At 47.1% G+C, this 13515-nt stretch carries 11 protein-coding genes; all 11 read left to right on the top strand.

The features are described from left to right. Nucleotides 1-138: 138 nt before the first annotated feature. The 11 genes from mraZ (at nucleotide 139) to BC343_RS31425 (ending at nucleotide 13487) form a co-directional block, all read left to right on the top strand. Nucleotides 139-600, top strand: coding sequence for a division/cell wall cluster transcriptional repressor MraZ (mraZ, locus tag BC343_RS21095; protein ID WP_078349767.1), 462 nt, complete (start codon nucleotides 139-141; stop codon nucleotides 598-600). Beyond that, a complete protein-coding gene (rsmH, locus tag BC343_RS21090; protein ID WP_078349766.1) occupies nucleotides 593-1495 on the top strand; it encodes a 16S rRNA (cytosine(1402)-N(4))-methyltransferase RsmH in 903 nt (300 codons plus the stop codon). Before mraZ ends, rsmH begins: the two co-directional genes overlap by 8 nt. After that, the gene (locus BC343_RS21085) at nucleotides 1492-1902 is read left to right on the top strand and encodes an FtsL-like putative cell division protein (RefSeq protein ID WP_078349765.1); all 411 of its coding nucleotides are present in this window, start codon (nucleotides 1492-1494) and stop codon (nucleotides 1900-1902) included. The genes rsmH and BC343_RS21085 overlap by 4 nt, the downstream gene beginning before the upstream one ends. Then, nucleotides 1899-4007, top strand: coding sequence for a penicillin-binding protein (locus BC343_RS21080; RefSeq protein WP_078349764.1), 2109 nt, complete (start codon nucleotides 1899-1901; stop codon nucleotides 4005-4007). The genes BC343_RS21085 and BC343_RS21080 overlap by 4 nt, the downstream gene beginning before the upstream one ends. Beyond that, complete coding sequence (locus BC343_RS21075) at nucleotides 4004-5464, top strand: UDP-N-acetylmuramoyl-L-alanyl-D-glutamate--2,6-diaminopimelate ligase (protein WP_078349763.1); 1461 nt, start codon at nucleotides 4004-4006, stop codon at nucleotides 5462-5464. Before BC343_RS21080 ends, BC343_RS21075 begins: the two co-directional genes overlap by 4 nt. A gap of 113 nt (nucleotides 5465-5577) precedes the next feature. Further along, a complete protein-coding gene (gene mraY, locus BC343_RS21070) occupies nucleotides 5578-6819 on the top strand; it encodes a phospho-N-acetylmuramoyl-pentapeptide-transferase (RefSeq protein WP_078349762.1) in 1242 nt (413 codons plus the stop codon). Nucleotides 6820-6897: 78 nt separating this feature from the next. Next, a complete protein-coding gene (gene murD, locus BC343_RS21065) occupies nucleotides 6898-8289 on the top strand; it encodes a UDP-N-acetylmuramoyl-L-alanine--D-glutamate ligase (protein WP_078349761.1) in 1392 nt (463 codons plus the stop codon). 80 nt (nucleotides 8290-8369) lie between these two features. Further along, the gene (locus tag BC343_RS21060; RefSeq protein ID WP_078349760.1) at nucleotides 8370-9590 is read left to right on the top strand and encodes an FtsW/RodA/SpoVE family cell cycle protein; all 1221 of its coding nucleotides are present in this window, start codon (nucleotides 8370-8372) and stop codon (nucleotides 9588-9590) included. 82 nt (nucleotides 9591-9672) lie between these two features. After that, nucleotides 9673-10827, top strand: a complete 1155-nt coding sequence (gene murG / locus BC343_RS21055; protein ID WP_078349759.1) for an undecaprenyldiphospho-muramoylpentapeptide beta-N-acetylglucosaminyltransferase — start codon at nucleotides 9673-9675, stop codon at nucleotides 10825-10827. 118 nt (nucleotides 10828-10945) lie between these two features. Then, on the top strand, nucleotides 10946-12298 hold the full coding sequence (murC, locus tag BC343_RS21050; RefSeq protein ID WP_078349758.1) for a UDP-N-acetylmuramate--L-alanine ligase: 1353 nt from the start codon (nucleotides 10946-10948) through the stop codon (nucleotides 12296-12298). Continuing rightward, complete coding sequence (locus BC343_RS31425) at nucleotides 12291-13487, top strand: cell division protein FtsQ/DivIB (RefSeq protein ID WP_202909837.1); 1197 nt, start codon at nucleotides 12291-12293, stop codon at nucleotides 13485-13487. Before murC ends, BC343_RS31425 begins: the two co-directional genes overlap by 8 nt. Nucleotides 13488-13515 lie beyond the last annotated feature (28 nt).

Below are 13515 nucleotides of genomic sequence, written 5' to 3'. Positions count from 1 at the left end.
AGCTCAATTTTTGCCGAAAAAATTTAAATATAAAGCAAAAAATCCACGAAAAATGTTGAAAACTTTTTGGTGGTAAAAAGTGTTAAGAAGTGGAGAAAAGCGGTACTTTTACATTACAAAAAATGTTAGCCAATATAAATGTCCTATTTAACCGGTGAATATGAATGTAAACTCGATGCCAAAGGGCGGATGATGATCCCTGCTGGCCTCAAAAAGCAGCTTCCTGAAGCTGATGCTGAGGGCATTGTGATCAACCGTGGGCTCGAGAAATACCTTGTCATATACACCAAAAAAGAATGGGACAAAAAATTGGATGAACTAAGCAAACTTAACGAATTTGACAGGAATGCTGTTGCTTTTGTGAGATATTTTACTGCCGGCGCCACCACTTTGATACCGGATAGCGCAGGCAGGATAAATTTCCCGAAGAACTTAATGCAGCACGCGGGTATAACTACTGATGTGGTGCTTACCTGTATGTTAAATAAAATAGAGGTTTGGGATGCTGCAGCGCATAAAGCGATGATAGCTAACGAACCGGAAAATTTTGCCGAATTGGCCGAATTGGTAATGGGTAATAAAAAACGAGTGAATGAGTAACTACCACGTACCGGTAATGCTGCAGGAGTGCATAGAGGGTTTAGCCATTAAACCTAACGGCACTTATGTGGATGTAACTTTTGGCGGTGGCGGCCACTCGCGCGAAATATTAAAGCATTTGGATGGGGATGGCCAATTGCTGGCTTTTGACCAGGATGCCGATGCGCAGCAGAATAAGTTGGATGATGAGCGCTTTACATTCATCGACCAAAATTTCCGCTACCTCAAAAATTTTACGCGTTTGCATGGGGCTATCCCGGTTGATGGTATACTGGCCGATTTGGGTGTATCATCTCACCAGTTCGACGAGGCGGAGCGCGGTTTTTCTATCCGTTTTGATGCGGAACTGGATATGCGCATGAACCAGCAATCGGAGTTAAGCGCAAAGCAAGTAGTAAATAACTACAGCGAGGCCGACCTGCACCGGATTTTTGGTATGTATGGCGAGATACAAAACGCCAAATCGTTGGCCAATACTATTGTTACCGCCAGGTTGAATGGCCCGATAAATACAGTAGCCGACCTGAAGAATGCCATTAGCAATCGCATCCCGAAAGGGAAGGAGAATAAATACCTGGCGCAGGTTTTTCAGGCGCTGAGGATAGAGGTAAACCAGGAGCTGGAAACCTTGAAAGATTTCTTGACGCAATCGGCAGAGGTATTGGCTGTTGGCGGTAGGTTGGTGGTAATGAGCTACCACTCGCTGGAAGACAGGCTGGTGAAAAACTTCATAGCCAAAGGCAAATTTAGCGGTGAGGTGGAGAAGGATTTTTACGGTAATGACAACAAGCCTTTCGATAGCGTTAGCCGCGGGGCTATAACAGCATCGGAAGAGGAGATAAAGAATAATAACAGGGCACGCAGTGCAAAATTGAGGATAGCAGTAAAAAAATGAGTAACCGTTTCCGCAAAGAAATTCTGGAAGAAGAAGCTGAGCAAGAAGTTGTTGTGGAGAAAAAGCCTAAAGGCATCCCCGATAACTTCTTTACGCAGTTTTTACGTAACGGTGTGGTATCGGCTGATGATGTTACACGCGCGCTGCCCTTTGTGTTTTACATAGCCTTTTTGTGTATGGTATATATAGGCTTGCGCCACGTATCTGATAATACCATACGAGATATAGATAAGGTAGGTAAGCAGGTAAAAGAATTAAGCTGGGAATATAAAAGCAGTAAAGCCGAACTGGCTTATAAAAGTACATTAACCGAAGTGGCCAAACGCGCGGAGGCGGACTCGATAGGTATACACCAGTCGGAGCAGCCGCCGCAAAAAATTGTAGTGAAGGAGGGCGAACAGGAATGAGTTTAAGTATACGTACCAATATTTTGCTGAGGGTGTACCTCGCTTTCGGCCTTATTATACTGTTGGCTGTAGCGGTAGTGGTGCAGCTTTTTCGCGTACAATTAGTGCAGGGCGATCAGTGGAAAGCCATGGCGCGCGAAAACTCTACCCGTTACCGCACTATTGAGGCGGCAAGGGGCAATATATTTTCGGAAGATGGCAGCCTGCTGGCAACATCGGTACCGGAGTACGATCTGCACATGGACATGACCGCTGCGGGTATTGCCGATGATAAGGTATTTGACGAGAAGGTAGATTCGCTTTCCATGGCTATGGCGGCCTATTTTAAAGACAGACCCGCCCGCGAGTATGAGCGTATTTTCCGTGCAGCACGTAAAGAAAGGTCGCGTTACCAGCTGATACGCCGCAGGGTGGGTTACCGCGAACTGGCCGATATCCGCAAATTCCCGGTGTTTAACCTGGGTAAATACAAAGGCGGGTTGATCATCGAGCCGCAGAACAAACGTATTCGTCCTTTCAAATCGCTGGCTGCGCGTACAATCGGTTATAAAAACGAGAACGTATCAAACGGCGTGGGCCTTGAAGGTGCTTATACCAATTATATAAACGGCGAAAGTGGCAAACGTTTAGAGCAGCGCCTTGCCGGTGGCGTTTGGGTTCCTGTGAACGAGGAAGATGATATTGCCCCAAAACAGGGTGCGGATATTATATCTACCATTAATATCAACTTTCAGGATATTGCCCAAAGCGCTTTAGAGAAACAATTGATAAAAAGCGATGCCGACCACGGTACGGTTATTTTGATGGAGGTTGCAACCGGCGAGGTACGCGCTATTGCCAATTATACCCGTAAAGAGGATGGCACTTTCGAAGAGAAATTCAACTATGCTATTGCCGGTAACCAGGATCCGGGTTCAACCTTTAAAGTAGCATCGTACATGGCGCTGCTGGAAGATAAAATGGTTGATACCAGCACGCTGGTGAGTACCGAGGATTATAAAATACCGGGCAACAGCCACGTGATACGCGATTCGCACGGTAGCATTGGTACGGTATCGGTAAAACGCGCCTTCGAAACATCATCTAATGCGGCCGTAGCATCGCTGGTTAATAGGTATTATACTAACAATCAGGCAAAATTTACGAAACACCTGTACGATTGGAAGCTGAACGAGAAGTTTGGGCTGCAAATACCCGGCGAGGCGCAACCGGTGGTGAAAAACCCTAAAAACGCCAGCTGGAACAAAAAAATGACGCTGCCGCAGATGGCCTACGGTTACGAGATGCAGTTAACGCCGCTGAAGATGTTGTCGTTTTATAATGCCATTGCCAACAACGGCAAATACGTAACGCCGCTTTTTGTAAAAGAGATACGCAGGCTGGGCAACACGGTAGAGCGTTTTGAGACCCGCACCATCAACCAGAAAATATGCTCAGACGCAACGATGAAAAAGATGCACGAGATGCTGGAAGGTGTTGTGAGCGAGGGTACTGCTAAAAGCAACGTAAAGAGCGAGATGTTCAACATAGCCGGCAAAACCGGTACTGCACAAGTGGCAGATGGCCGCAAAGGGTATAAAGGCAAAAAGCAATATCAATCGTCGTTTTGCGGATACTTCCCGGCAGAGCATCCTAAGTATTCGCTCATAGTGGTTATTAACGACCCTAAGAACGGTTACTACGCAGCATCAACAGCCGGCCCAGCCTTTAAAGAAATATGCGAAAAGGTGTATGCCAGCAGCATGGATATAGAGCATCAGCCGGTGCGCTATGTAGGTAATACCACTTTGCCGCAAACCAAACACGGCGATACTAAAGCGCTTAAACAGGTGTACAGGCAGTTGGGTGTAAAGCCGCTGTATGCTTCGTTAAATGCGGCATCTAACGGAGTTGATACCAGCAATGGCATCCCTTTCGAAGAAAATAAAGTAAAAACGGGTACAGTGCCAAACGTTACCGGCATGGGCCTTAGCGATGCGCTTTATCTGTTGGGTAACGCGGGTTATAAAGTAAAAGTAAGTGGGAGTGGAACGGTGAACAGCCAGTCGGTTACCGGCGGCAGCCAAATTCCAAGGGGATCTAAAATAACCATAGAACTGCAATGAGATACTTGAGTGACATACTGGAAGGCGTAGCATTCACCGAACTGCAGGGCAGCGCCGATGTGGAGATATCTGCCGTAGTGTTCGATTCGCGCAAGGTAGTACCGGGCTGTTTATTTGTGGCCGTAAAAGGTACCGCGGTTGACGGGCACGACTACATTGACCAGGCTATTAAAGATGGTGCCATTGCAGTTGTATGCGAAGACCTGCCGGCACACACTGCAACCGAGACTGACTTTTTAATGGTGCAAAACTCTGCGAAAGCATTGGGTACGCTTGCCGCAAACTTCTACGAGAATCCATCGAGCAATTTAAAGCTGGTTGGTGTAACAGGTACAAACGGCAAAACAACCATTGCTACGCTGTTATATAAACTGTTCAGGGATTTGGGTTATAAATGCGGTTTGCTATCTACTGTAGAGAACCAGGTGAACGGCCGCATCATCCCGAGCACACATACCACACCCGACCCGGTTGCGCTGAATGAACTGCTGGCCAGCATGGTTGATGAGGGTTGTGATTACTGCTTTATGGAAGTAAGCTCGCATGCGGTTTCGCAATATAGGATAGAGGGTTTGAAGTTTTCGGGGGCGATATTCTCTAACCTGACGCACGACCACCTCGACTACCATAAAACCTTTGATAGCTACCGCGATGCTAAAAAGGCATTTTTTGATGGCTTGCCAAAAAGCGCATTTGCTCTCACCAATGCCGACGATAAAAACGGCAGCGTAATGCTGCAGAACACCGCGGCGCACCGCAAATCGTACGCGCTGAAAAGCATGGCCGATTACCGTGCACGTATCATCGAGAACCAGTTTGGCGGTTTGTTGCTGAATATTGATAACGAGGAAGTGTGGTTTAAACTGGTAGGCACCTTTAATGCTTACAACCTGCTGGCGGTTTATGCTGCTGCCATGTTGCTGGAGCAGGATAAAGGCAAAGTACTGGTGAGCCTAAGCAAGCTAACCGGAGCCGAAGGCCGCTTTGAATATATAGTAGCACCAAACAAGGTGATAGGTATCGTTGATTATGCCCACACGCCCGATGCAGTGCAGAACGTGCTGAGTACTATACATGATATCCGTAAGGGGAAAGAGAAGGTAATAACCGTGATAGGCTGCGGCGGCGACAGGGATAAAACCAAACGCCCTGTAATGGCAAAAGTAGCCAGCGAGTGGAGCGATAAGGTGATCATAACATCCGACAATCCGCGTACCGAGGACCCTGCCCAGATCATTAAAGATATGGAGGCAGGTATCGACCCGGCCTTTAAACGCCACACGGTAAGTATTGTAGATCGCCGCGAAGCCATCAAAACCGCCTGCATGCTGGCCCAGCCCGGAGATATCATCCTGCTGGCAGGCAAAGGCCACGAAAAGTACCAGGACATCAACGGAGTGAAAAACCATTTCGATGATATGGAAGAATTGGAGAATCAGTTCAAAGACATGAATTGATTTGAAAATTTGATGATTTGAGAATTTGAAAATAAAAGAGGTAATAGTTTAGATAAAAAATAATCGGTGAGATCGGAGTAGATCGGTGTGATCGGTGAAAAATAAAAGAGCCAATGTTATACTATTTATTTACCTACTTATACAAAAATTACAGCATCCCAGGTGCCGGTGTGTTTCAGTACATTACCTTCCGTATGGCGATGGCGGTAATTGTATCGTTGCTGGTTACAACGGTGTATGGCCGCAGGCTGATCGATTACCTGCGCTTTAAACAGGTGGGCGAAACGGTGCGTAACCTCGGGCTGGAAGGGCAGATGCAAAAATCGGGTACGCCTACTATGGGGGGTATCATCATTTTAGCGGGGATACTTATCCCGACTTTGCTTTTTGCGAGGCTGGAGAATATCTACATCATCATGATGCTGGTAACTACAGTATGGTTGGGCGGGATAGGCTTTTTAGACGATTACATTAAGGTATTTAAAAAGAACAAAGAGGGGCTTGCGGGCCGCTTTAAAATAACCGGGCAGGTGGGTTTGGCCATATTCATTGGCTGGACCATGTATTTCCACAGCAGCATATTAATGCGCCAGGAAGTGCAGTTGCCGGTTAAGTACGATGTGCCTGTAGATTACCACGTGCGTAGCGGTAAGCAGGTTTATACCCAGGATATCAAATCGACCAAAACTACTATGCCGTTCTATAAGAACAACGAGTTCGATTATGGCAAGGTGTTAAAGTTTATCGGCCCCGGTTACGAGCATTATGCGCTGGTGGTATTTATGTTCTTTACCATTATTATCATCACGTTCATCTCCAACGGCGCTAATTTGACGGATGGGATAGACGGATTGGCGACGGGTACCTCCGCCATTATAGGGCTTACGCTGGCCATACTGGCCTATGTATCGGGTAACACGGTGATAGCCGATTACCTCAACATAATGTACATCCCTAATTCGGGTGAGCTGGTAATTTTTGCCGGTGCCTTCGTGGGGGCTTGTGTGGGCTTCTTGTGGTACAATGCCTACCCGGCGCAGGTGTTTATGGGCGATACGGGCAGCTTGGCCATAGGCGGTATCATAGCGGTGTTCGCTATCATGATTCGTAAAGAATTGTTGATACCCGTACTGTGTGGAATATTTGTGGTAGAGAATATGTCGGTAATTATACAGGTAAGCTGGTTCAAGTGGACCAAGAAAAGGTTTGGCGAAGGCCGCAGGGTATTCCTGATGGCACCGCTGCACCACCACTATCAGAAGAAAGGCTTCCACGAATCAAAGATCGTAACGAGGTTTTACATCATCTGTATTATGTTGGCCATTATAACGGTGATAACGTTGAAGCTGAGGTAAAGCAAAGCTCAGGCCCCCTAGCCCCCTGGAGGGGGAACAGAAGTTTGAATAGAATTTAGAATAAAAGGAACAAAATAAGTGAACGAGCAAAGTAACAACCCTGCTGATCAAAAGCTTCCCCTTCAGGGGACGGGAGGGGCTCGCCTTGCAGTTTTGGGCGGTGGCGAGAGCGGTGTGGGTGCGGCATACCTGGCGCAGCAGAAGGGGTATGATGTTTTTGTTTCGGATTTTGGCGCTATACCCGATAAATATAAAGAGCAACTACAGCAATGGAATATCCGCTTTGAAGAAGGCGGGCATACCGAAGCTGAGATATTAAGCGCTGTTGAAGTAGTGAAAAGCCCGGGTATACCCGATAAGGCACCGATAGTGAAGAAGCTGATAGCAGCGGAGATCCCGGTAATATCCGAGATAGAGTTTGCGGGCCGCTACACCAATGCCAAAATGATATGCATTACCGGCAGCAACGGTAAAACCACTACCACCAGCCTCACCTACCACATATTAAAGGCGGCAGGGTTGAATGTAGGGCTGGCGGGTAACATAGGCAAAAGCTTTGCGTACCAGGTGGCTACCGAAAACTTTGAGTATTACGTACTGGAGATAAGCAGCTTTATGCTGGATAATATGTATCAATTTAAGGCGGATATAGGGGTGCTGCTAAACATCACCCCCGACCACCTCGACAGGTACGATTATAAAATGGAGAACTACGCTGCATCCAAATTCAGGATAACGCAGAACCAAACCGCGGCAGATTATTTTATCTACTGCGCTGATGATGCCGAAACACTGAAAGTAATGGAAGGCAAAACGATAGCCGCGCAGCAGCTGCCGTTCTCGATAGAAAAAACGATTGAAACGGGAGCGTATCTCGATAACGACAATATTGTCATAAACATCCACCAACAACATTTCCAAATGTCGATAAACGAATTGGCCCTGCAGGGTAAACATAACCTTTATAACTCTATGGCATCAGGTATAGTAGCAAAGGTTCTCGAATTGCGCAACGAAACGATGCGCGAGAGCATGGGCAATTTCCGCAACATCGAGCATCGTTTGGAGTTTGTTGCCAAAATATCGGGCATATCGTTCATCAACGATTCGAAGGCCACTAACGTAAACTCTACCTGGTACGCCCTCGAGAGCATGAGTACTCCGGTAGTGCTGATATTGGGTGGTGTTGATAAAGGCAACGATTACAGCATGCTGCGCGAATTGGTGAAGCAGAAGGTTAAGGCCATTGTATGTTTAGGGAAAGACAATAAACGTATTCATGATGCCTTTGAAGATGATACAGAGATCATCGTAAACACAGGTTCGGCTGCCGAAGCTGCACAGGTAGCCTACCACCTTGCCGAAAAAGGCGATACGGTATTACTAAGCCCGGCCTGCGCAAGTTTTGACCTGTTTAAAAATTACGAGGACAGGGGCAGGCAGTTTAAGGACGCGGTGAAGGAGTTGTAAAAGCTCGAGCCCCCCGGCCCCCTGAAGGGGGAGTGGAAGTTGAATAAGAATTGAGAATAAAAAGATAAAAAGTGAGCGAAATGAATAGCCATAATGCAGATCAAAAGCTTCCCCTTCAGGGGACGGGAGGGGCTTTTGGGTCTATACTCGCTAACGTAAAAGGAGACCGCTGGATATGGCTCATCGTTTTGATGCTGTCTACTATATCTATGCTGGCGGTGTATAGTTCTATCGGCACACTGGCCTATACCAGGGGCGTAGGGGTAGAGAGTATCCTGATGAAGCACCTGTTCATGATATTGGCGGGTATCGGGCTGATGTATGTATCGCACAGGCTGGATTACAGGTACTATGCCGGTATATCCAAATTGCTGATGCTTATTACTATCCCCTTGCTGTTGTATACACTATTCTTTGGTGCGCGTATAAACCATGCTACCAGGTGGTTAGTAATACCGGGTACAGGGCTTAGCTTCCAAACATCCGATTTGGCCAAGCTGGCATTGATAACTTACCTGGCGCGTATACTATCGCGTAAGCAGGAGAACATTAAGGATGTGAAAAATTCCTTTGTGCCTATTATGGGTTCGGTATGTGTGATTTTCGCATTGATCGGCCCTGCCAACTTGTCTACAGGTTTGATGTTGTTTGGTGTAAGCATTTTGCTCCTCATTATGGGCCGTATCAGCATCAAACAGATAGCTGTGGTTTGCCTGGCAGGCATGGTGCTGCTAACCGGGATGCTGTTCTTAGGCTCACGCCGCGAGACGCACATTTCCAGGGTAAAAGCATTCTTCCACCCCGAACTGGCCGATAAGGATAAACTATTTCAGGGTAACCATGCTAAAATAGCTATAGCAACGGGAGGTTTCTTTGGCAAAGGCCCGGGGCAAAGTACCGAACGCAATTACCTGCCCGAGGCATTCTCTGATGAAATATTTGCCATTATAGTAGAGGAGTACGGACTGTTTGGTGGCATAGTGGTAGTAAGCATTTACCTGTTTTTACTATATCGCTGCATTAAAATTGTAACAAAAGCGCCAAAGGCGTTCGGCGCTTTATTGGCCGCCGGGTTAAGCTTTAGCCTTACCATACAAGCCTTCGCAAATATGGCGGTAGCAGTGGGCCTTGGCCCCGTAACAGGTGTGCCGCTGCCGTTGGTGAGTATGGGTGGTACATCCATATTGTTCACCAGTATCGCCTTCGGCATTATCCTGTCGGTAAGTAAAGATATTGATGAGCCCAAAGCGGCAAAAGAAAAAGGGAACGATAATAAAGTGATAGTAGGGGAGATAGCTTAAGTATAGCTCAGGCCCCCCAGCTCCCTGAAGGGGGAGCAGAAGTTTGAAGCACAATTTAAAAGTAAATAAAAGCAAGAAGCAAATGACAAAGCAGAGCAACCAAGCTAATCAAAAGCTCCCCCTTCAGGGGGCGGGGGGGGCACGCATCATCATTAGCGGCGGCGGTACAGGGGGGCATATCTTCCCGGCAATTGCTATTGCCAATGCTTTAAAAAAGCTTAACCCCGATACCGAAATACTTTTTGTTGGCGCTAAAGGCCGCATGGAGATGGAGAAGGTGCCTGCTGCCGGTTACGAAATTATCGGTTTGGATATACAGGGCATACAACGCAAGTCTATCCTCAAAAACCTGATGTTCCCGGTGAAGTTGCTGGGTAGTGTGCGCAAGGCCGTGCAGATCATTAAAGATTTTAAACCCGATGCCTGTGTAGGCGTGGGTGGCTATGCCAGCGGCCCGCTGTTGTATGCAGCCGGCGTAATGAAGGTGCCAACCCTGATACAAGAGCAAAACTCTTACGCAGGTATCACCAATAAAATATTAGGCAAAAAGGCTAAGAAGATATGCGTGGCTTTTGATGGGATGGATAAGTTTTTCCCTAAAGAGCGCATTATTAAAACGGGGAACCCTATACGTAAAGAGTCGGTTGATATTGTTGGTAAGCACATGCAGGCGCTGGAGTTATACAAACTATCATCGCGTAAGAAAACCATTTTGGTTACCGGCGGCAGTTTGGGTGCAGGTACGCTGAACAAAAGCATGCTGGCCGGTTTAGATAAACTGATAGCTGCCGATGTTCAGGTGGTATGGCAAACCGGTAAGTTTTATTACAAAAGCATACTGGCGCAACTTGGCGATAACATACACCCCAACATTTGCGTGGTGGAGTTTTTGAATCGTATGGATTTGGCTTTTGCCGCTGCAGATGTTATTATCTCCCGCGCAGGCGCAGGCACTATTGCCGAGCTATGTGTGGTGAAGAAACCGGTTATACTGGTACCATCGCCAAATGTGGCCGAGGATCATCAAACTAAAAATGCACTTGCCCTGGTTACCGAAGGAGCTGCGGTTTTGGTTGCCGACCGCAATGCCGAGGCACAACTGGTTGATAAAGCACTGGAGCTATTAAGCGATAAAGATTTGCAAAAGAAATTAAGCGATAACATTGGCAAACTGGCTATGCCCAATGCCGATGAAGTTATTGCAAAAGAGGTTATCCAAATAACAATCAACAATTAATTGGCTAATCCCCGCGGATAGCGGGGATAGCCTTTTTCTGTTAGAGATTAGCGGTTGGAGAAAAGAGGTTAGTTAAAGGCGCTAAAGCGTTTTAGATAAACTTTAAAGGAGTTAAAACATGGAACTAAAAAACATACAGCGGGTTTACCTGGTAGGCATAGGCGGCATAGGCATGAGTGGCCTGGCGCGCTATTTCCATCATTTGGGTTGTGTTGTATGCGGTTACGACAAAACCAGCACCCCCCTTACCGATGCCCTCCATAACGAAGGCATCCGCGTGGTATTTGAGGACAGGCTGGATTGGATACCTATGAGCTTCCAGAAACCTTGCGATGGTACGCTGGTGATATACACGCCTGCTATCCCTAAGGATTCGCATATCCTTAATTACTTTAAAAACCACGGGTTCGATCTGCAGAAACGCTCGCAGGTGTTGGGTATTATCAGTCGCGGTATGTTTACGGTAGCAGTTGCGGGTACGCATGGTAAAACCACAACATCCAGTATGATAGCCCATATCCTGAAAGATTCGGGTAAAGATTGTTCGGCTTTCTTGGGTGGCATATCATCAAATTACAACACCAACGTACTATACGGCAAAAATGATATTGTGGTGGTTGAGGCTGATGAATACGACAGGTCGTTCCTGACGCTGAGCCCTGATACCGCCATTATCACCTCAATGGATGCCGACCATTTGGATATTTATGGCGACCACTCGCATCTGGAGGAATCGTTCAGGCTGTTTGCTTCGCAGATAAAACCGGGCGGTGTGCTCATCAGCAAAAAAGGCTTGCCGTTGGAAGGTTTTACTTACAGTATAAAAGAGGGAGCCGGCGCTATGGGCCGCAACATCCGTATTGAGGATGGCAGCTTCCATTTCGATTTTGATAACGGCAGCACCAGCATCCCTGATATCAGGATGGGTATTGCAGGCTTGCACAACGTAGAGAATGCCGTTGCTGCTATAGAAGCAACATTGAGGCTGGAAGTTTCTGCCGATGCTATACGCGAAGCTTTAGGTTCGTTCAAGGGCGTTAAGCGCAGGTTCGAATATATTGTAAAGAACGAGAAGCATATTTATATAGACGATTATGCGCATCACCCCGAGGAATTAAGGGCGGCAATATCGTCGGTACGGAAACTTTACCCCGGCAAAAAGCTAACGGTAATGTTTCAACCGCACCTGTTCACTCGCACGCGCGATTTTGTAGACGGCTTTGCCGAGGTGCTGGATATGGCAGACGAGCTATTAATGCTGGAGATTTATCCAGCCCGTGAGTTGCCGATACCGGGTGTGGATAGCAATATGGTGCTTGGGCTAATGAAACTGGAAAACAAACGCCTGGTAGGCAAGCAGGAAAGCTTAGGCATTATTAAAGCCGAGCAACCGGAATTGCTGCTAACCGTTGGCGCAGGAGATATTGATACACTGGTAAACCCTTTGAAAGAAATTTTAGAGCATGTTTAAGAAACGCATTTGGAAACCGCTTTTAATTGGACTTGGCTGGACACTCAGCCTGGCCGGTTTGGTGGTGCTTATGAGTTTCATTTCTGTGAAAAAGGGCGAGGTGGTTTGTAAATCTATAAAGGTGTACATGCCCGGCAGCCATTATTTTATTGACCGCCAGGAGGTTGATAAAATTTTACAGATTGAAAGCCACACGCTGATAGGCCGCCGTATGGACGGTATTGACCTGCACGCGCTGGAAAATAAACTGAAGAAAAACCCCTTTGCGGAGTTTGCCAAAGTTTATGCCGATATGGATGGGGTAATGCAGGTAGAAGTGAGCCAGCGCCAGCCCATACTGCGGGTGATGAACCGCTTTGAGCAGGATTTTTATGTAGACCAGCATGGGCTGAAGATGCCCTTATCGCCAAACTTTACCGCGAAGGTAATTGTGGCCAATGGTTTTATTGATGAGTTGTTTGCCAACAAAGTCGATTCGTTGCACACGGTTTTGGCAAAGGATATTTTCAAAACTGCTGATTTTATCCGTAACGATTCGCTTTGGGATGCGCAGATAGCGCAGATATATATTAATAAAGAGCACGAGATAGAGCTGATACCCCGCGTAGGCAACCAGCGCATTTTGCTGGGCAATGCCGATTCGCTCGATCTGCGTTTTGGCAACCTGAAGGCTTTTTACAAAAAGGCGCTGCCTATGGTTGGTTGGGATGCTTACAAGGTTATCAACGCCAAGTACAACAACCAGGTAATAGGGGTGAAGAACCAAACGCTGGTAGATTCGCTGAATGCCCTGAAAGCACAGCGCAAACGTGCCGAAGAAGATTCGCTACGGGCGGCACGCATGAACGTAGTAAAGCCGATGCCTGATAACGATGGGCCGGTACTGCGCGACACACCTGAGCCGGTTAAAGAAAAGCCTGCTGAAGCCGACGAAGCGAAAAGTGAACCGGTAGCTGCGAAGCCAGTGGAGCATAAAGTAGAGCACAAAAAGGCAACACCAAAGCCTGCCGAGCATAAAGTAGTATCAGCACCGGCAACTAAAAAGAAAACGGCGGTTGCAAAACCTGCTTCGGCAGAGGATGTGATAGCAGGCTACGTAAGTAGCAAGAAAGCGGCAAATAAGCCGGCAGAGAAGAAGAAAGAAGAGAAAAAGGGCACAGCAAAACCCGCGGACAAGAAGAAAAAGTAAAAAAGACATCTATTTAAAACATTTGACA

Origin of the sequence: Mucilaginibacter pedocola (genome assembly GCF_002013915.1) — a bacterium.
In the GTDB taxonomy this organism is placed as follows: Bacteria; Bacteroidota; Bacteroidia; order Sphingobacteriales; family Sphingobacteriaceae; genus Mucilaginibacter; species Mucilaginibacter pedocola.
This window is presented reverse-complemented; position numbering and strand designations above follow the sequence as displayed.

Excerpts from the sequence above, each read along its gene's own strand:
- mraZ (WP_078349767.1), top strand. The coding sequence starts at position 139 with ATGTCCTATTTAACCGGTGAATATGAATGTAAACTCGATGCCAAAGGG.
- rsmH (WP_078349766.1), top strand. The coding sequence starts at position 593 with ATGAGTAACTACCACGTACCGGTAATGCTGCAGGAGTGCATAGAGGGT.
- BC343_RS21085 (WP_078349765.1), top strand. The coding sequence starts at position 1,492 with ATGAGTAACCGTTTCCGCAAAGAAATTCTGGAAGAAGAAGCTGAGCAA.
- BC343_RS21080 (WP_078349764.1), top strand. The coding sequence starts at position 1,899 with ATGAGTTTAAGTATACGTACCAATATTTTGCTGAGGGTGTACCTCGCT.
- BC343_RS21075 (WP_078349763.1), top strand. The coding sequence starts at position 4,004 with ATGAGATACTTGAGTGACATACTGGAAGGCGTAGCATTCACCGAACTG.
- mraY (WP_078349762.1), top strand. The coding sequence starts at position 5,578 with ATGTTATACTATTTATTTACCTACTTATACAAAAATTACAGCATCCCA.
- BC343_RS21060 (WP_078349760.1), top strand. The coding sequence starts at position 8,370 with ATGAATAGCCATAATGCAGATCAAAAGCTTCCCCTTCAGGGGACGGGA.
- murG (WP_078349759.1), top strand. The coding sequence starts at position 9,673 with ATGACAAAGCAGAGCAACCAAGCTAATCAAAAGCTCCCCCTTCAGGGG.
- murC (WP_078349758.1), top strand. The coding sequence starts at position 10,946 with ATGGAACTAAAAAACATACAGCGGGTTTACCTGGTAGGCATAGGCGGC.
- BC343_RS31425 (WP_202909837.1), top strand. The coding sequence starts at position 12,291 with ATGTTTAAGAAACGCATTTGGAAACCGCTTTTAATTGGACTTGGCTGG.